At 59.9% G+C, this 18,326-nt stretch carries 19 protein-coding genes; 9 read left to right on the forward strand and 10 right to left on the reverse strand.

Annotation, left to right across the window (positions count from 1 at the left end; genetic code table 11):
* Together phnH and phnG are read right to left on the reverse strand one after the other, a co-directional pair.
* The gene (gene phnH, locus PR018_RS16465) at positions 1-606 is read right to left on the reverse strand and encodes a phosphonate C-P lyase system protein PhnH (protein WP_142830082.1); all 606 of its coding nucleotides are present in this window, start codon (positions 604-606) and stop codon (positions 1-3) included.
* Entirely contained in the window at positions 603-1,082 is a 480-nt protein-coding gene (gene phnG / locus PR018_RS16470) for a phosphonate C-P lyase system protein PhnG (RefSeq protein ID WP_142830084.1), read from the reverse strand. The genes phnH and phnG overlap by 4 nt, the downstream gene beginning before the upstream one ends.
* A gap of 96 nt (positions 1,083-1,178) precedes the next feature.
* Here phnG and phnF point away from each other — a divergent pair, with 96 nt between their 5' ends.
* The gene (gene phnF / locus PR018_RS16475) at positions 1,179-1,916 is read left to right on the forward strand and encodes a phosphonate metabolism transcriptional regulator PhnF (protein ID WP_142830086.1); all 738 of its coding nucleotides are present in this window, start codon (positions 1,179-1,181) and stop codon (positions 1,914-1,916) included.
* Between the two features lie 66 nt (positions 1,917-1,982).
* Here the strand turns inward: phnF and PR018_RS16480 are convergent, their stop codons facing one another.
* The 6 genes from PR018_RS16480 to mepA all read right to left on the reverse strand — a co-directional run bounded on the left by PR018_RS16480 (position 1,983) and on the right by mepA (position 7,880).
* Positions 1,983-2,618 (reverse strand): 2,3-bisphosphoglycerate-dependent phosphoglycerate mutase, encoded by a 636-nt coding sequence (locus PR018_RS16480; protein ID WP_142830088.1) that lies wholly within the window; start codon positions 2,616-2,618, stop codon positions 1,983-1,985.
* 22 nt (positions 2,619-2,640) lie between these two features.
* The gene (gene dapB / locus PR018_RS16485) at positions 2,641-3,465 is read right to left on the reverse strand and encodes a 4-hydroxy-tetrahydrodipicolinate reductase (RefSeq protein ID WP_142830090.1); all 825 of its coding nucleotides are present in this window, start codon (positions 3,463-3,465) and stop codon (positions 2,641-2,643) included.
* Entirely contained in the window at positions 3,462-5,288 is a 1,827-nt protein-coding gene (locus tag PR018_RS16490) for an ABC transporter ATP-binding protein (protein WP_142830092.1), read from the reverse strand. Before PR018_RS16490 ends, dapB begins: the two co-directional genes overlap by 4 nt.
* 90 nt (positions 5,289-5,378) lie before the next feature.
* The gene (locus tag PR018_RS16495) at positions 5,379-6,404 is read right to left on the reverse strand and encodes a glucokinase (protein WP_142830094.1); all 1,026 of its coding nucleotides are present in this window, start codon (positions 6,402-6,404) and stop codon (positions 5,379-5,381) included.
* Positions 6,405-6,442: 38 nt separating this feature from the next.
* Positions 6,443-6,817 carry a methylglyoxal synthase gene (locus PR018_RS16500; RefSeq protein ID WP_142830096.1) on the reverse strand — a complete coding sequence of 125 codons (375 nt, stop codon included), beginning with the start codon at positions 6,815-6,817 and terminating at the stop codon, positions 6,443-6,445.
* Between the two features lie 106 nt (positions 6,818-6,923).
* The gene (gene mepA, locus PR018_RS16505) at positions 6,924-7,880 is read right to left on the reverse strand and encodes a penicillin-insensitive murein endopeptidase (RefSeq protein WP_224128632.1); all 957 of its coding nucleotides are present in this window, start codon (positions 7,878-7,880) and stop codon (positions 6,924-6,926) included.
* Between the two features lie 280 nt (positions 7,881-8,160).
* Here mepA and PR018_RS16510 point away from each other — a divergent pair, with 280 nt between their 5' ends.
* From PR018_RS16510 to pncB, 8 genes are all read left to right on the forward strand, one after another.
* Positions 8,161-9,999: an extracellular solute-binding protein gene (locus tag PR018_RS16510; RefSeq protein WP_142830100.1), complete on the forward strand. Its 1,839-nt coding sequence runs from the start codon at positions 8,161-8,163 to the stop codon at positions 9,997-9,999.
* A gap of 181 nt (positions 10,000-10,180) precedes the next feature.
* Positions 10,181-11,272, forward strand: a complete 1,092-nt coding sequence (locus PR018_RS16515; RefSeq protein ID WP_111215967.1) for a microcin C ABC transporter permease YejB — start codon at positions 10,181-10,183, stop codon at positions 11,270-11,272.
* A gap of 1 nt (position 11,273) precedes the next feature.
* The gene (locus PR018_RS16520) at positions 11,274-12,422 is read left to right on the forward strand and encodes an ABC transporter permease (protein WP_142830102.1); all 1,149 of its coding nucleotides are present in this window, start codon (positions 11,274-11,276) and stop codon (positions 12,420-12,422) included.
* Between the two features lie 69 nt (positions 12,423-12,491).
* The gene (locus tag PR018_RS16525) at positions 12,492-12,752 is read left to right on the forward strand and encodes a hypothetical protein (RefSeq protein WP_142830104.1); all 261 of its coding nucleotides are present in this window, start codon (positions 12,492-12,494) and stop codon (positions 12,750-12,752) included.
* Entirely contained in the window at positions 12,752-13,252 is a 501-nt protein-coding gene (locus PR018_RS16530) for a type II toxin-antitoxin system VapC family toxin (protein WP_224128621.1), read from the forward strand. The genes PR018_RS16525 and PR018_RS16530 overlap by 1 nt, the downstream gene beginning before the upstream one ends.
* On the forward strand, positions 13,249-14,877 hold the full coding sequence (locus PR018_RS16535) for an ABC transporter ATP-binding protein (RefSeq protein WP_142830108.1): 1,629 nt from the start codon (positions 13,249-13,251) through the stop codon (positions 14,875-14,877). The genes PR018_RS16530 and PR018_RS16535 overlap by 4 nt, the downstream gene beginning before the upstream one ends.
* 105 nt (positions 14,878-14,982) lie before the next feature.
* Positions 14,983-15,240, forward strand: a complete 258-nt coding sequence (locus PR018_RS16540; protein ID WP_142830110.1) for a hypothetical protein — start codon at positions 14,983-14,985, stop codon at positions 15,238-15,240.
* 220 nt (positions 15,241-15,460) lie between these two features.
* Entirely contained in the window at positions 15,461-16,765 is a 1,305-nt protein-coding gene (gene pncB / locus PR018_RS16545) for a nicotinate phosphoribosyltransferase (protein WP_142830112.1), read from the forward strand.
* A gap of 2 nt (positions 16,766-16,767) precedes the next feature.
* On the opposite strand, the gene PR018_RS16550 is transcribed toward pncB, so the two are convergent.
* Together PR018_RS16550 and PR018_RS16555 are read right to left on the reverse strand one after the other, a co-directional pair.
* The gene (locus PR018_RS16550) at positions 16,768-17,535 is read right to left on the reverse strand and encodes an SDR family NAD(P)-dependent oxidoreductase (protein WP_142830114.1); all 768 of its coding nucleotides are present in this window, start codon (positions 17,533-17,535) and stop codon (positions 16,768-16,770) included.
* Positions 17,536-17,926: 391 nt separating this feature from the next.
* Positions 17,927-18,103 (reverse strand): hypothetical protein, encoded by a 177-nt coding sequence (locus tag PR018_RS16555; protein WP_153816483.1) that lies wholly within the window; start codon positions 18,101-18,103, stop codon positions 17,927-17,929.
* Between the last annotated feature and the right edge of the window lie 223 nt (positions 18,104-18,326).

Genomic DNA, 18,326 nt, shown 5'->3' on the forward strand with positions numbered 1-18,326 from the left:
TCAGATCTCCGTTGCAGTGATTTTGGTCGTACGCGACAGGCAGACGAAATGCTTGCCCGCTGTCAGGACGATATCGGCGCCGCGCGGGAAAATGGCGCGGTTGTCATTCCAGAGGCGCAGGAAGCTCTCGGGAAGACCGATAGGTGCAATCGTCGCGATGTCCCTGATGCCTGGCCCGGAAAGAGCGAGCGGTCGGCCGCCCTCCAGAGCCTTGACTTCCAGCACGATGGTTGCCGAGCGATCCGGATATTCCTGGCTGCCCGACGCGAACTGGCTGAATGACGACAGCATCGTGCCGTCCTCAAGGAAGACGAAGCGCGCTTCCAGCTTGTCGCCGAGCGCAGCGCCCGTGTTGAAGGCCAGCCAGGCGGGGAGCGCAGACTTGGCAAGGGATGCCGACAGCCAGACGGGCGTCTCGTGATCGCAAAGCGTCAGCGCAATTGCGCCCGCAGCAATACCAAGCGGAGCGGGTGGGGCAATCTCCGGGCCGATCGTCTGGATCGTGCCGGGGCGCGCCATGCCGTCCATGATCGCCTTGAAGACGCTCTGGCTTTCGAAAACCGGGTTGGCAAAGCCGCCGCTAAAAGTATCGGGATTGACGCTCATTGATCTTCTCCGCGCACCATGGTGAAGAAATCGACGCGCGTTGCCGCAGTTTCCGCCGCCTTTTGGTGGTCCGCCGCTGCAATTCGCTCCGCAACAGGCGTCAGGATCGCCTGCTCGACGAAATCCCTCGTATCGGGCTCCTGCCACAAGGCGTCGAAGATCGCTGCCAGCCGCGCCCGCTCCATGTCGGTGCCGAGCGCCTGTGCATGACCGACGGTCCCGGAGGGGAGCCTGAACGTCGCCCGCGTGACGGTTACTTCGCCAAGGTTGAACATGGCGCCGCCGCCGCCGATGCGACCGCGGACCATCACAAGCCCGGTTTCGGGCCCGCGCACCGCCGTTGCCACCGGCTTTTGGGCCAGTGTTTCCCAGACGGCTTGCAGCTCTTCGCCTTCCGCCTTGGCCAGCAGGTCCGTGACGCGCTTGCGGGTGCGGAGTTCCCGGGCGGCCGCCTCGTGTCTTTGCGCCGAATTCATCTCTCGTCTCCAAATGTCTATTGATATAGACAACCATACAAGCTATTTGTAGCTTTAAGGGCGCGGGATGACAAGCGTGTGACGGGATGGGGAAGAATGGCAGTTCAGAAACAGGTGCAGCGGCAGACCGGAGTGGCCCTCTGGCGGCAGATTGCCGATCGCATCAGAGCGTCGATCAATCACGGAGATTTCGATGATTCCGGCATGGTGCCGGCGGAAACGGCGCTGGCCTTGCAGTTTGGTGTCAACCGCCACACGGTGAGAAGCGCGCTTGCGGCGCTGGCGCAGGAGGGTGTTGTGCGCGCCGTGCAGGGACGCGGTACGATGGTTGAGCGCAAGGAAAAGCTGAACTTCCCGATATCCCGCCGCACCCGGTTCTCGCAAGGGGTTGGCAATCAGGCAAAGGAAGCGCGCGGCGTGCTGATCGACGTAGCCTGCGAGACCGCCGGCGCCGACATCGCGGGCTGGCTAAAAATCAAGCCGGGGACCCCCGTTGTTCGGCTGGAAACGCTGGGCACCGTGGACAAGCGGCCCGTATCGCGCTCCACAAGCTGGTTTCCTGCGGATCGTTTCGCCAATATCGGTGAAGTCTATCGCCGGACGGGCTCGGTTACGCGATCATTTGCGGAGATGGGTCTGGAGGACTACGTCCGTGCCATCACCGAAATCACCGCCATGCATGCAGAAACAGCCGATGTCGCCGATCTCGAATTGTCGCCGGGCGCCATCGTCATGATGACGCGAGCCCTCAATACAGAACTCGGCGGCGCGCCGGTCCAGTATTCCATCACCCGCTTCGCAGCAGATCGTGTCCAGTTCACCATAGAAAACTGAGGTTCTGCAGCGTCGACTCGGGTTTTCAGGCATCCCCCGATGGGGACGCCTGGTTTTTAACTGACTTTAGTGAGCGGCAGACATATCGCCGAGAACTTCTTTCGACGCGACCGTCGAGTCGGCCTTCAGCTTGTAGACCATAGGGACCCCGGTCGCGAGGTTGAGCGCCAGGATCTGCTCCTTGCTGAGGCGATCGAGCACCATCACCAGCGAACGCAGCGAATTGCCGTGGGCAGCAACCAGCACCTTCTGGCCAGCCAGCACGCGCGGCAGGATTTCGGTGAGATAATAGGGCCAGACGCGGGCGCCGGTGTCTCGCAGGCTTTCGCCACCGGGTGGCGGGACGTCATAGGAACGGCGCCAGATATGCACCTGCTCTTCGCCCCACTTGGCGCGCGCATCGTCCTTGTTGAGGCCGGAGAGATCGCCGTAGTCGCGCTCGTTCAGTGCCTGGTCGCGGATCGTTTCCAGGCTGGGCTGGCCGACCTTGTCGAGGATGAGCTTCAGCGTGTGCTGGGCGCGGGTGAGGGCCGAGGTGAAGGCGACGTCGAAGGTGATGCCGTAATCGGCCAGCGCCTGTCCCCCAGCCGTGGCTTCCTCGATGCCGAGCGCCGTCAGATCGGGGTCTTTCCAGCCGGTGAAAAGGTTCTTCAGGTTCCAGTCGCTCTGGCCATGGCGAACGAGGACGAGGGTACCGCTCATAGTTTATTCCTCCGTAACAGTATCAGCGTGAAGACAGCCCGAGCACGTCGAGCATGGAATAGAGATCAGGTTTCCGGTCGCGCGCCCACAGCGCCGCCTTGACGGCGCCGCGCGCAAAGATGGAGCGATCCCCCGCGGAATGCGACAGGGTGACCATTTCGCCTTCCCCGGCGAGGATGACGGAGTGGTCGCCGATGACCGAGCCGCCGCGCAGCGTCGCAAAGCCGATGCTGCCACTCGCCCGCGCTCCGGTGTGCCCGTCGCGAACCCGCACGGAATTGTCGGCAAGATCAATCCCTCGCCCGTTGGCGGCCGCCTTGCCGAGCAGTAGCGCCGTGCCGGAGGGAGCGTCGACCTTGTGCTTGTGATGCATCTCGAGCACTTCGATGTCCCACTCGTCGGCCGGCAAGGCATGCGCCGCCTGTTCGACGAGAACACTGAGAAGATTGACGCCGAGGCTCATATTGCCGGACTTGACGATCCGGGCGTGACGCGCAGCAGCTGAAATCTTTGCCTCGTCGTCCAGAGAACAACCGGTGGTGCCGATAACATGGACGATGCGCGCCTGCGCGGCGAGACCAGCGTAGACGATCGTCGTTTCCGGCCGTGTGAAGTCAATGACGCCGTCGGCGTGCAGGAAGGCGGTTAGCGGATCGTCGGTCAGCAACACGCCGACCGGACCGAGCCCGGCGATCTCGCCGGCGTCCTTGCCGAGAAATTGAGACCCCTCGCGCCCGACGGCAGCGTGCAGCGTTGCGCCTTCGGTGGCATGGATGATGCGGATCAGCGCCTGGCCCATTCGGCCTGACGCCCCCACCACAACCAGTTTCATGGCCTGTTCGCTCATAGGATCGATTTGCTCTGCGTCTTGCGGGCCCGTGTCCGCACCGGTGCTTTCACCGGCGCCTGAAGGTTGTTGAGGCGAGCGTAAAGGCCCTCCGGCGATTTTGCCAGTGTCTCGTGATTGCCTTCCTCGACGACGCGGCCCTGCTGCATGACCACGATTTTCGCGGCCCGCACGACAGTCGAAAGCCGGTGGGCGATCACCACCACGGTGCGCCCGCTCATCGCTTCATCCAGCGCCCTTTGGACAGCCGCCTCGGACTCGGTATCGAGTGCGGAGGTAGCCTCGTCGAGCAGGAGGATAGGAGCATTGCGCACAAGCGCGCGGGCAATCGAAACGCGCTGGCGCTGGCCGCCGGACAATGTCACGCCGTTTTCACCGACCGGCGTATCGTAGCCCTGAGGCTGCGCCATGATGAAATCGTGCGCGTAGGCAAGCCGTGCCGCCTGTTCGACCTCGGCATCGGTCGATTCCGGCCGGCCGTAACGGATGTTGTCGCGGATTGTACCCTCGAAAAGGTAGGGCTGTTGGGAGACGTAGGCGAGGTGCTGGCGCAGCGACTGCTTGGTGATGTGGCTGATATCCTGCCCATCGATGAAGATTTGCCCGGCAGCAGGGTCGTAGAAGCGCGGAATGAGATTGATGACCGTCGATTTGCCAGCCCCGGAAGGACCGACCAGCGCCGTCGTCTTGCCACCCTCGGCCACGAAATTGACCTTGTCGAGTACAGGCTCGCCATTCGCATAACCGAACGTCACATCGCGAAACTCGATCCGCGCCTCGGTGATCGTCAGTTCCTTGGCGTCGGGCAGGTCCCGCTGGCGGGTCTCCATGTCGAGCAGTTCGTAGATCATGCTCGCATTGACTACGGCACGCTCCATCTGCACCTGCAGCTTGGCCAACCGGCGCGCCGGATCGTAGGCCATGAGCAAGGATACAACGAAGGAGAAAAATGCGCCTGGAGGGACGTTATAGTAGATCGCTCGATAGGCCGCATAGGCGAAGATGCTGCCGACTGCCACACCGGCAAAGGTCTCCGTCAGTGGTCCGTTGCGCTCCGAAAGCCGGGCAATGCGGTTCTGACGATGTTCGGCCGTGGTGATGAGCTTCTGGATCTTGCGTTCCAGTTGCTCCTCCATGGTGAATGCCTTGACGATGGCAATCCCCTGGATCGTCTCCTGCATGGCGCCGAGCACGTGGCTGTTGAGATTGACAGCCTCTCGCGTTGCCGACCGCAACCGCTTGGACACGTAACGAAGAGCGTAGAGAAGCGGCGGTGCCATGACAAACACGGCAAGGCTGAGGATCGGGTCCTGGTAGACCATGTTGGCGAGCAGGGCGACGAATGTCAGCAGGTCGCGCGCCGTCGACGTGATCGTCAGGTTCATGACATCACGGATGCCCGAAACGTTCTGGCTGACCTGCGCCGCAACCTTGGCCGACCTCGCCTCGCTGAAATAGCCGACCGAAAGCGTCATCAGATGGGCATAGATCCGGCGCTGGTATCGGGCGATGATGTTATTGCCGATCTTGCTCAGAATGACCGACTGGAAATAACCGGCGAAGCCGCGCACCAGGAATGCTGCGAAGATGCCTACGCAGACAAGCCCGACAATACCGGCATTGCGATCGACAAATGCCTGGTCGATGATGACCTTCATGATGAAGGCGATAAAGCCCGTGGATAAAGCGACCAGGATCAGGCAGATGATCGCGATCGTGTAGCCCTTGATATGATCCCGGCCGTTTTCTGCGATTACCCGCTTGAGAACGCCGGTCACGGTCTCGCTGTTAACAACAACTTTTTTGGTCTCGGGCGATTTCAAAAATCGACTTCCTGTCTGAACCAAGCGAGCGGCGGATGCCCGCGCTTTCGGCGGTTCTATAAAGCGTTCGGCTGGGTTTGGCTAGCGCACTCAGCGGCGCCAGCGGCGTCCTTCCGTCGAGAGACCGAACTTCTGGGGCATGCGGGCATAGGAGGAAAGGCCCTCGAGGGCAGCCAGCGGATGGGTTACGACATAGGTGGGTATGGAGCGAAGCATGGCGCTATGCGGCGCCTTGTCCTCGAAGGCAGCACGGAATTCCGGCTTCTTCAGCGCCGGAATAATCTTCTGGGAAATGCCGCCCGACAGATAGACGCCACCGCGTGCCATGAACAGCAGCGCGATGTCGCCGGCCAGCCTGCCGAGGTAGGTGACGAACAACGTCAGCGTCTCCACAGCCAGCCGATCGCTGGCGGCAAGGCCGTGGTTGGTGATATCGGCCGGTTCCTTCAGCGTCGGCTCGACGCCCTCGACATGGCAGAGTGCCCTGTAGAGGTTCTGCAGGCCACGACCGCAGATGATCTGCTCGGCCGAAATGCGGCCTTCGATCGCCTCGAGATGCGGCCAGATCTGCAGGTCGCGCTTGCTGCGGGGCCCGATATCGATATGGCCGCCTTCGCCAGGCGCTGGGATCCAGGAGTTCTTGGCGTGGATAAGGCCCGCGACACCGAGGCCGGTGCCCGGTCCAAGCACGGCGCGTGACGCAATCAACCCATCGCGGGCGGCGCCGATAGGCTCGCGGCCGTCGTCTGCGAGGTTGGAAATGGCCAGCGCCTGGGCTTCGAAGTCGTTGATGATCAGTACGTCTTCCATGCCGAGATCGGTGATCATCGTCCGAGGGCGAACGATCCAGTCGGAATTCGTGAGCGGAATTTCGTCGCCATTGATCGGGCCGGCAACGGCAAGGATCGCCGAGCGTGGAACGACGGTGCTCTTCGATAAAACGCCCTCACGGATGGCATCGTCGATCGTTGCGTAATCGGCGGCATGCATGATCGGAAACGGCTTCGCCTCGCTGTAAGCATCCACCTGAATGGAGAAACGAGCATTGGTGCCGCCGATATCGCCCATCAGAACGGGAAAGGGCAGGGGAATATCACTATGGTTGAGCTTAGGCATGGGCCCTATCCGTGGTCAGCCGCCGACAGGCGGATTGGTCAAAGGGTGGCTATCAGTCGTTCGGCGGTGGCTTCGTTGAGTGCCATCGGAATGTCGTAGACGATGGCAAGGCGCATCAGCGCTTTCACATCGACATCATGCGGCATCGGCGTCAACGGGTCGACGAAGAAAATCAGCGCGTCCACCTCAGCGGTTGCGATCATGGCGCCGATCTGCTGGTCGCCGCCGAGCGGACCGCTTTTCAGGCGGATGACATTGAGGTCAGGACAGGCCGCCAGCACGCGCGCTCCGGTCGTGCCGGTGGCAAAGATCTGCCATTTTGCCAGCATCGATTCGAACCGCCGGGCGAAGTCTGCCATGGCCGTTTTTTTCTCGTCATGCGCAATCAGCGCGATGCGTTTAACTTCTGCCATGACATGCCTCCCGCCACGCCTTAAATCGATTTGCAGCTTTCCTATACCATGCCAGTGCTCATTGAAAGTCTTGGCGAAAGACGTTGCCCGCAGATTTTCCCGGTAGTCATTGTGCAGCCGGTAAGGCGTCCTGCTCGGCCCCAGTGGGCGCTGAACTGCTGGGGGTGGTCATGCGTGCGGAGGACACCGGCGGTGCTGCCAACGTCGCTTTGCAGGCGGCCGGCAGGTCTGCCACCATGATTTCACGCGGCTTCACCGGCACTGCATTGGGTTTCGGGACAGGCTTTGCCCACGGTGCCGGCGTGAACCACCAGGCAAGGCTCTTGTCGCAACCGTCCCCCGCCTTCACCGGGGCCTGCGCCGTGCAGCCGATTTCCCCGGCGGGGCAGCGCAATCGTATATGAAAATGCGCATCGTGGCCGTATTCCGGCCGCAGCTTGCCGAGTGCGGTTCGGTCGCCGGCCCAGGTCTCGCACATTTTCTTCTTGATCGCCGGATTGACGAAGATTCGCTCGACCTCGGGGTAGCTTGCGGCGCGCATCAATAGTCGTGCACGGGCCTGCGTCCAAAGGCCGGGATCGACCGTCAGGAACTTGTCCTTGGCCAGCATGCTGGTGAACGGCATGGTTTCGCGCTCGGCTGCTGTCAATGTCCGCTTAGGCATCGGCATCAGCCAGATATCGGCGTCCAGGCCGATCTGGTGCGAGGCGTGGCCGCTGAACATCGGTCCGCCGCGAGGCTGCGAGATATCGCCCACCAGAAGCCCGGGCCATCCGTCGAGCCTTGCTGCGTCCTGGGACAGACGTTCGATCACGGAGATTGTCTCGGGCCTCCCCCAGCGTCGGTTGCGCGAAGGCCGCATTACCTGCCAGGTCGGACCATCCGTCGGCAGGGCGACTGCCCCGGCCAGGCAGCCCTTCGCATAAAACCCAATCGACTGCGGCGGGCCCAGTGTCGGCAGCGCGACGGCGCCGAAGAGAGCCTTGGCACTGCCGGGCGTCGGAACTGCTGGCTCTGCGGCAGCGCCGCCGAGTGTAGCGGCAATGGCGATCGTTGCGACCATGACGGCGCTGCAGAAGGTACGAAGTGTCCGGGCCGGGCGAAAAGTCATGCAGTTCCTTGGGTTGGGTCGGCCGATGCCGATGTGATTTGCGATTGAGCCTAGCGCGAAAAGCCCGCTTGGTGAATCGATCTTTGCGCAGAGGCATTCCCATATCGAAAGGTTCGTACAGCAACCACCAACGGGACTTGCGGATGGTACGACCACGACGAAATCTCTCAGCACCTATATTTCGCCTGTATTTCGCCTATCCTGCGGTCATCGCGAATCTTGGGGTATGTGAATGGCATTGTCGTTGTCGAAGACGGGTTCGGTTTTTCTATTGATTTCCCTGCTGGCCTTGCCGGTTGTCTCCCGCGCCGAAGACGCCCAGTTCCGGATCGGCACCGCCATTCTCGGCGACCTGAAATACGCCCCGGGCTTCAAGCATTTCGACTACGTCAATCCCGATGCGCCCAAAGGCGGCGATCTGAAGCTGTCGGCAGACGGCACCTTCGACACCTTTAACCCCGTGCTGAAAAAGGGCGAGACGGCCGAAGGCCTCTCGCTGGTCTTCGATACGCTTCTAAAGTCCTCCGATGATGAGACCGGCTCCGCCTATGGCCTGCTGGCCGAAGGCGTAGCCTACCCCGATGATATTTCCAGCGCCACGTTCAGGCTTCGCAGCGAAGCGAAATGGGCGGATGGGACGCCCGTGACTCCGGAGGACGTCGTCTACAGCTTCGACAAGACGAAGGAGCTGGATCCAGTGACCAAGAGCTACTATGCCCATGTCACCAAGGCGGAAAAGACCGGCGACCGCGACGTCACATTTTCGTTCGACGAGAAGGGCAATCGCCAGTTGCCGTGGATACTAGGTCAGTTTTTGATCGTGCCGAAACTTTGGTGGGAGGCCAATGGGTCGGACGGCAAGCCCCGTGACATTTCACGCACGACGCTTGAGCCAGTGATGGGCTCCGGGCCTTACAAGATCGCTGCTTTCTCACCGGGTTCAACGATCCGCTACGAGCTGCGCGACGATTATTGGGGTAAGAATCTCCCGGTCAACGTCGGCGAAAACAATTTCGGAGCGATTGCCTACACTTATTACGGCGATAGCCAGGTCAAGTTCGAGGCATTTCGGGCAGGAAATACCGATTTCCGCCAGGAACAGTCGGCCAGCAAATGGGCCACCGCCTATGACTTTCAGGCGATAAAGGATGGACGCATATTGCGAGAACAGGTTGCAAACCCGCTGCGCAGCCGAGGCATCATGCAGGCATTCGTTCCAAATCTACGGCGTGACCAATTCAAAGATGAGAAGGTCCGCGAGGCGTTAAACTACGCCTTCGATTTTGAGGATCTGAACCGCAATCTCGCCTATAACGCTTTCCAGCGTATCGACAGTTATTTTTGGGGCACCGAACTTGCTTCATCCGCCCTGCCGCAGGGGCGAGAACTGGAAATCTTGAACGAAGTAAAAGACAAGGTTCCGCCGGAGGTCTTCACCACGCCCTATACCAATCCTGTTGGCGGCGACCCGCAGAAAATGCGTGATAATTTTCGCAAGGCTATCGCACTCCTCAAGGAAGCGGGGTGGGAGCTCAGGGGCAATAACATGGTCAATGTCGCCACCGGCAAGCCTTTGAGTTTTGAAATTTTGCTCCAGAACCAGTCTTACGAGCGTACTGTTCTGCCATTCGCCAATAATCTTAAAAAAATCGGCATTGAAGCGCGACTCCGGACTGTCGATACTGCGCAATATACAAGCCGTATTCGTAGCTTCGATTATGATATGATTTACGGGATCTGGTCTCAGAGCGTAAATCCTGGCAACGAACAAAACAGCTTTTGGGGTTCTAAAGCAGCCAATTTGCAGGGAACGCAAAACTACGCAGGCATTACCGATCCTGGAGTGGATGCGCTGATTGCAAAGGTTGTCCAAGCTCAGAACCGCGAGGAAAAAAACGCAACGGCCCGAGCCCTTGATCGCGTATTGTTGGCGCATCATTATGTCATTCCGTTGTTTTATTCCTCGACCGTTCAAATCGCCTATTCCAATAGACTCGCGCGTCCGGCCAGCTATCCGGAATATTCCCTAGGCTTTCCGGACGTCTGGTGGTCGAAGTCGGCCGCAAAATGAGCGGCTCTTGCATTGGCGGAGCGGCTGGGGTCCAAATGGCCCTGACCGAATCAGCAGGATTTATGCTTGGCGATGACGGGTTTCGACCGGCAGAGCGCCGGTCGCGAAGGGACGATGCCTTGATAGAGATAGCAGCGCAGGACAGTCAGAAAAACGCCGGCAGAACCGGGGTTGTGGGCTGATGGGCGCCTATATTCTGCGCCGGCTTCTGCTGATGATCCCGACCGTCATCGGCATCATGGCGATCTCCTTTACCGTCGTGCAATTTGCCCCCGGCGGACCCGTCGAGCAGGTCGTGGCTCAACTCACCGGACAAAGCGACAGCGCCTCCGACCGCCTCTCGGGCGGTGGCGACCAAATGGCGCAGCAATCCTTCGATGACGGCAATTCCCGCTATCGCGGAGCGCAGGGGCTTGATCCGGAACTGATCGCCAAATTGGAGAAACAGTTCGGTTTCGACAAGCCACCGCTTACCCGCTTCCTCGACATGATGTGGAACTACATCCGCTTCGATTTCGGCGAAAGTTTCTTCCGCAACACATCGGTGATCGACCTCATCATCGACAAGATGCCGGTGTCGATTTCTCTGGGCCTCTGGATCATGTTGTTTTCCTACACGATCTCTATCCCGCTCGGCATCCGCAAGGCGGTGAAAGACGGCTCCAGTTTCGACGTCTGGACCTCTGGCATCATCATCGTCGGTTATGCAGTCCCGAGCTTCCTGTTCGGCATCCTTTTGATCGTCGTTTTTGCCGGCGGCTCGTTCTTTGACTGGTTTCCGCTGCGCGGCCTCGTCTCCGACAATTTCGCCGATCTCCCCTGGTGGCAGAAGCCGCTCGACTATTTCTGGCACCTGCTGCTGCCGCTGGTTTCGCTGTCGCTGGCAGCCTTCGCCACGACGACGCTGCTCACCAAGAATTCCTTCATCGAGGAAATCAAGAAGCAATATGTGACGACGGCGCGTGCAAAGGGTCTCACAGAACACCGCGTGCTCTACGGCCACGTGTTCCGCAACGCCATGCTGATCGTCATTGCTGGCTTCCCGGGCGCCTTCATCTCCGCCTTTTTCACCGGCTCGCTGCTGATCGAGAATATCTTTTCGCTCGATGGTCTCGGCCGTCTCGGCTACCTCTCGGTGGTCAATCGCGATTATCCGATCGTCTTTGCGACGCTCTATATCTTTTCGCTGATGGGCCTGTTTGTCGGACTTATTTCCGATCTTCTCTACACCTGGATCGATCCTCGCATCGATTTCGATCGAAGGGATGTCTGAGATGGATACACCGATCTCCACTGCCGCAGCCATTCCCGTCAAGCCGCCGCGCAAGGGCCTGTTGTCGCCGCCGAACCTGCGCCGCTGGGAAAATTTCAAGGCAAACCGGCGCGGCTACTGGTCGTTCTGGCTGTTCCTGCTGTTGTTCGTTCTCAGCATGGGCGCTGAATTCCTTGCGAACGATCGCCCGATCGTCGCTTCCTACAAAGGCGAGATCTTGTTTCCGATCTTCGTCAACTATCCGGAGGACAAGTTCGGCGGATTCCTGGCCCAGACCGACTATCGCTCCTCCTTCATCACAGACGAAATCGAGGCACACGGCTGGATGCTCTGGCCGCCCATTCGCTATTCCTATCAGACGGTCAATTCCAACATACCGCGCTCGGCGCCGACGCCGCCTTTCTGGCTGATGAGCAAAGATGAGCGCTGCGCCGCCTATCCGCAGAAGGCTGCCGATCCCGATTGCCGGCTTGGCAACATGAACTGGCTCGGCACCGACGACCAGGCCCGCGACGTCATGGCGCGGATGATCTACGGCTTCCGTGTTTCCATGCTGTTCGGCCTCGCATTGACCATCTGCTCGGCAATTGTTGGGGTCACGGCCGGCGCCGTCCAGGGCTATTTCGGCGGCTGGACCGATCTGCTGCTGCAGCGTTTCATCGAGATCTGGTCGTCGATGCCGGTGCTCTACATCCTGCTGATCATTGCCGCCATCCTGCCGCCCGGCTTCTTCGTGCTGCTTGGCATCATGCTGCTGTTTTCCTGGGTCGGCTTCGTCGGCATCGTCAGGGCTGAATTCCTGCGCGCCCGCAATTTCGAATATGTCCGAGCCGCCCGCGCGCTCGGCGTCAACAACCGCACGATCATGGTCCGCCACCTGTTACCGAACGCGATGGTGGCGACGCTGACCTTCCTGCCCTTCATTCTCTCCGGCTCGATCACGACGCTCACGTCACTCGACTTCCTCGGCTTCGGCATGCCGCCCGGTTCGCCATCGCTCGGCGAAATGATCGCGCAGGGCAAATCCAACCTCCAGGCCCCGTGGCTCGGCCTGACGGCTTTCTTCACGATGTCGATCATGCTGTCGTTGCTGATCTTCGTCGGCGAAGCCGTGCGCGATGCCTTCGATCCGAGGAAGACGTTCAGGTGAAGGCTTGGGCTCGTCATCACGCTCCGATCGGGTTAGGATCTTGTGTCCACTGCATGGAAAGGTTGAACCATGAACAAGCTCGTGCGTGACCATTATCCTGTATCGAAACTGCCGGAAGATCTGCGAGAGGGCTTCAATCCGGTAGGGACTGTCCGCGTGGTCATAGAGGTTGAAGATCGCGTTCCCGCTCTGCACATCGAAACAAAGCCGATGACCGGTAAAGACGTTGTCGAAGCCATCAGAAGTTATAAAGCGCTCGGTGGGCCATCCGTGACGACCGAAGAGGCCGTCGCGCGTATCCGCGCATTGCGCGACGAGTGGGATGATTGATGGCGTTCGGGACGATCTATCTGGATACCAATATTTTCGTCATAGCTTTCGAAGCTGAAGATGAAATCAGTGAAAAGCTGTCAGAGATTTTTGGCAATATCGATAGCCAGCCGGGTGCGCGCTTTGCTACCAGCGAGCTCACATTGTCCGAACTTCTTGTTCGGCCTATGAGAGACAACGACCCTCAAGCAGTCTTGCGCTATGAAGCACTCATCAGACCAAGTCCTTGGATGGAGGTAATCCCCGTTCGAAGGACCGTTCTTACCTCCGCTGCTTCTCTTCGCGCCCATAACACTTATCTGAAGTTGCCGGACGCGATCCATGTTGCGACGGCCATGGAAGCAAACTGTTCGCATATCCTCACCAATGATCATGGTATCAAGGGTCAGTACGCACTTCCTGGCAGCGAAAACGTACTGGGCCAAGCTCCACCGCTGCTCGACATTCTCCGCCCGGACGAACCCACCTTGACATCCCTCCTGCAAAGCCTGGCCTCATGACCGAACCGCTCCTGTCCGTCCGCAATCTCTCCGTCGCTTTCCATCAGGGCGGACGAACCACGACGGCTGTCGATGGCATATCCTTTGATATCCGGAAGGGCGAGGTGGTGGCGCTGGTCGGGGAATCGGGCTCCGGCAAGTCGGTCTCGGCCAATTCGATATTGCGATTGCTGCCTTACCCTTCGGCCAGCCATCCTTCCGGAGAAATCCTGTTCAAGGGCATGGATCTTCTGAAAGCATCGGACAACCAGCTGCGCTCTGTGCGTGGCAACGATATCACCATGATCTTCCAGGAGCCGATGACGTCGCTCAATCCGCTGCATTCGATCGAGAAGCAGATCGGCGAGGTTCTGGCACTTCACCAGGGCCTGACGGGGCAGGCCGCCCGCGTCCGCATTCTCGAATTGCTCGATCAGGTCGGCATTCGCGATGCCGAAAAGCGGCTGAAAGCCTACCCTCATGAGTTATCCGGTGGTCAGCGCCAGCGCGTGATGATCGCCATGGCGCTCGCCAATCGGCCGGAACTGCTGATCGCCGACGAGCCGACGACGGCGCTCGACGTCACCGTCCAGGCCCAGATCCTAAAGCTGCTGCGCGATCTCAAGGGGCAGCACGGCATGTCGATGCTGTTCATCACCCATGACCTGGGCATTGTCCGAAAGTTTGCCGACCGGGTCTGCGTCATGACCAACGGGCAGATCGTCGAAACCGGGAGTGTCGAAGATGTCTTCAGCCGCCCGCAGCATGACTATACGCGCCATCTTCTGGCAGCCGAGCCGCGCGGCGAGCCGCCTTTGGCGGATGCCAGCAAGCCGGTGGTCATGCAGGGGTCGGATATCCGGGTCTGGTTTCCGATCAAGTCAGGGCTGATGCGCAAGGTCGTCGATCACGTCAAGGCGGTGGATGGCATCGACCTGACATTGCGCGCCGGCCAGACGCTTGGCGTCGTCGGCGAGTCCGGTTCCGGCAAGACGACGCTCGGCCTCGCACTGGCGCGGCTGATTTCCTCGAAGGGTCGTATCAGCTTCGTCGGTCGTGATATCGAGGCCTATTCCTTCACGGAGATGCGACCGCTGCGCAACCAGTTGCAGGTCGTCTTCCAGGATCCCTATGGCTCGCTCAGTCCGCGCATGTCGGTCGGCGACATCATCGCCGAGGGATTGAAGGTGCATGAGCGCGGCCTCAGCTCAGATGAACGGGATCAGCGCGTCTGCTGGGCGTTGGAGGAGGTCGGTCTCGACCCGCTAACCCGCTGGCGTTTCCCGCACGAGTTTTCCGGCGGCCAGCGGCAACGCATCGCCATCGCCCGGGCCATGGTGCTGAAGCCCCGCTTCGTCATGCTGGACGAACCGACATCGGCACTCGATATGAGCGTCCAGGCCCAGGTGGTCGATCTCCTGCGCGATCTCCAGCGCAAGCACGACTTGGCTTACCTGTTCATCAGCCACGATCTGAAGGTGGTCAAGGCGCTGGCCAACGATCTCATCGTCATGCGCTTCGGCAAGGTGGTGGAGCAGGGCGCATCGGCAGATGTATTCCGCAATCCGCAGCACGAATATACACGTGCGCTGCTCGCCGCTGCATTCGATATCGAGGCTGTGCCGACGCCAGCTTTGCAGCACTAGGGCCGGCCGATCCTTGCACGGGTGGAACCTTCGGCAGGAACGTCCGTTCTGAGTTGTTAACGGCAGCGCAGGGCGGCAGCGCTTCGTCAACCAAAGGAGGAGAGAATGGCAACCATCGATCCAAAGAACCGCTGGCAGGAGCCGGAAAGCTCAAGCGTACCCGAAGGCGGGCTTCCCGCCACAAAGGCGCGGCAGGGTCGCGTCGGGCGCCGAGTTCTGACAGTTCTCGTGGCAGCTCTCGTCCTCTCTTTCATCGTCTGGATCCCCGTCGAGATCTGGGGCAGCCACAAGGCCGAACAGGCATCTCCTACAACGACAACGGAGACCCAGTCACCCACCGCCCCGGCTAAACCGGCACCATAGCCGCGCTACGAACAGGAGCTTGGCACGGTCGGTTGGTCAAAACTTCAGCAACCCTGCACGCGAAAAAAGCGGCAGGGCACGAATTTGCATCAATCTTTGTTCTGCGACTGGACTCTTCCGCAGCATTTTTTGATAAGAATAGCCGCGACCCCCACCTGCTTTGCTTTAGGCCTGCAGCGGGGACGTGCAAAGCAGCATGCAGTGATACGGGACGAGCAGCATGACCAAGACGGATATCGCCAACCGCGTCTACAATCACGCCTGGAAACTCGATCCGATCATCCGCAGCCTGATCGATACGGACTTCTACAAGTTGCTGATGCTGCAGATGATCTGGAAGCTTTATCCGGATGTCGACGCCACGTTTTCGCTCATCAACCGTACCCGCACAGTGCGCCTCGCCGACGAGATCGATGAGAACGATCTGCGTGAGCAGCTCGATCATGCGCGCACCCTGCGCCTCTCCAAGAAAGAGATGATCTGGCTCGCCGGTAACTCGTTCTACGGTCGCGCGCAGATCTTCGAGCCCGAATTTCTGACCTGGCTATCGCACTTTCAGCTTCCTGAGTACGAGCTGACGAAAAAGGACGGCCAATATGTCCTGAATTTCCACGGTTCGTGGAAAGAGACGACGATGTGGGAAATCCCCGCACTCGCTATCATCAACGAACTGCGCTCGCGTGCAGCCATGAAGGCGCTCGGGCCCTTCACGCTCGATGTTCTCTACGCGCGCGCCAAGGCCAAGATGTGGGGCAAGGTCGAGCGCCTGCGCGAGTTGCCAAACCTGCGGATTTCCGACTTCGGGACGCGGCGGCGTCACAGCTTCCTGTGGCAGCGTTGGTGTGTCGAGGCGTTGAAGGAAGGTGTGGGGCAGGCCTTCACCGGCACCAGCAACGTGCTTCTGGCTATGGACTCGGACCTGGAAGCCGTTGGCACGAACGCCCACGAATTGCCGATGGTGGCGGCAGCACTTGCGCAAACCGACCAGGAGCTGGCGAATGCGCCCTACAAGGTGCTGCGCGACTGGAACCGGCTCTACGGCGGAAATCTTCTTATTGTCCTTCCCGATGCCTTCGGCACGGCCGCGTTCCTTCGCGATGCCCCTGAATGGGTGGCGGACTGGACCGGCTTCCGTCCGGATAGCGCCCCTCCCATCGAAGGCGGCGAGAAGATCATTGCCTGGTGGGAAAAGATGGGCCGCGATCCGCGCCAGAAGCTGCTGATCTTTTCAGACGGCATGGATGTCGATGCGATCATCGACACCTATCGCCATTTCGATGGACGGGCACGCATGGGCTTTGGCTGGGGCACCAACCTCACAAACGACTTCGCCGGCTGCGCCCCGACAGAGATCCGCGGCCTTGCGCCCATTTCTGTCGTCTGCAAGGTGATCGAGGCCAATGGCCGCCCCGCCGTCAAACTCTCCGACAATCCGCAAAAGGCGACCGGCGAACCGGCCGAAGTCGAGAGATACCTGAAATTCTTCGGAACTGAGGAGAGGGTCGAGCAGCCGGTCCTCGTCTGAAGCTACATGGCTGTAAAGCCGTTGTCGACGAAGAGATGGGCGCCGTTGACAAAGTTGGAGTCGTCGCTCGCAAGGTACAGCGCTGCCCGAGCGACATCCTCGGGCTCGCCGATGCGGCCTTGCTGGGCAGCGATTGCCGCATCCGAGACATCGACGCCGAGGGCCTGCAATTCGGCAACTTCCTTCAAGCCATGGGGCGTGCGGATGAAACCGGGGCAAACAGCATTACAGCGGATATTTCGGTCGCGAAACTCCACGGCGATCGCTCGTGCAAACATGTGTACAGCCCCCTTCGTCGTATCGTAAAGCACCTCCATAGGCGTCGCTGCCACGGCAGAAATCGAGGAGGTGCAGACGATGGAGCCGCCGCCGGCTGCGAGCATCTGCGGCATCACGGCTTTCGTCATCAGAAACATCGAGCGGACGTTGACGGCGTGCAGCCATTCCCAGTCCTCGAGCGTCGTTTCCAGAAACGGTTTGATGACGATGGTGCCGGCATGGTTGAAAAGGACCGTCGTCGGCCCGAAGGCTTTTTCCACGGACGCGACGGCAGCGTTAACCTCTGCCTCCTGCGAGACGTCAGCGGTCCAGTGATCCGCGATGCCTCCCTGTCGCCGGATATCCGCGACCGTTTCCGCTGCGGCATCGCCATTGCGGTCGATGATCGCCACCTTGGCGCCCTCTGCAGCAAAAAGCCGGGAGGACGCTCCGCCCATGCCGGTCGCGCCTCCTGAAATGATCGCAACCTTGTCCTTGAGCCTGCCCGCCATTCTTGCTCTCCAGTATTCGACATCTCCGAGAGCACTACGATAGTGATCCCGCCTCGCTTGGCAACGCAATCGGACGCGGGAGAGCGTTTATTGTTCACATAAGGGGATGACGCGAGTTAGCTCAACGAGAGCCAACCGCTAAGCGCATAGCGCATAGCTGCCCTGCGAATTTCTGCCTAGGTTTTGAGCAAAATATCGGTGTAGTCGTTTTCATCGAAGCAATGCACCTCCTCCCGCAGAGCTTCGATGGTACGGAAAGCCTACTCCTCCTCCCAGGGTTTTCCGTAGGATCGGCAACACTCCTCCTCCCAGTTGTCGATCGGTTCTTTTCGAAAGCCTGCCGCACCTCCTCCCGCGGCAGGCTTTTTCGTTTTGGGACGATCAATTTTCGCTAGGCAACTGCCTTTTCAGGCAAAGAGATCGAAGACGTATCGAGCGGTTTTACGTCTGTCTTGGGGTCTCCGGGATGACCCAGAAATACGTAGCCAGCTGCGACGATGCAGGCCACGGCAAAAATCACTGCAACAAAGACCTTGAACCGGCCACGAACCATATTGCCACGAACCATGATGTACTCCTTGTAAGGTTATGCCCGTCAAACCGTTTGAGCGGCTAATCGGTTCCCGTTTATGCGGCATTGTTTTCGTTCGCTTCTTTCCATTGCGCCTGGGTGGATCAACATTCGTGCCTGTCCTCCTTCTTGCGCAGGCGCTGCCGGCACCCCCGGCGAGCGGGCGGCTTGGCCTTGGATCTCGGAACAAATTTCGTTCTCAGCCAGTTAGGCGACCACA

The sequence above is a fragment of the Rhizobium rhododendri genome, from assembly GCF_007000325.2.
GTDB lineage: Bacteria > Pseudomonadota > Alphaproteobacteria > Rhizobiales > Rhizobiaceae > Rhizobium > Rhizobium rhododendri.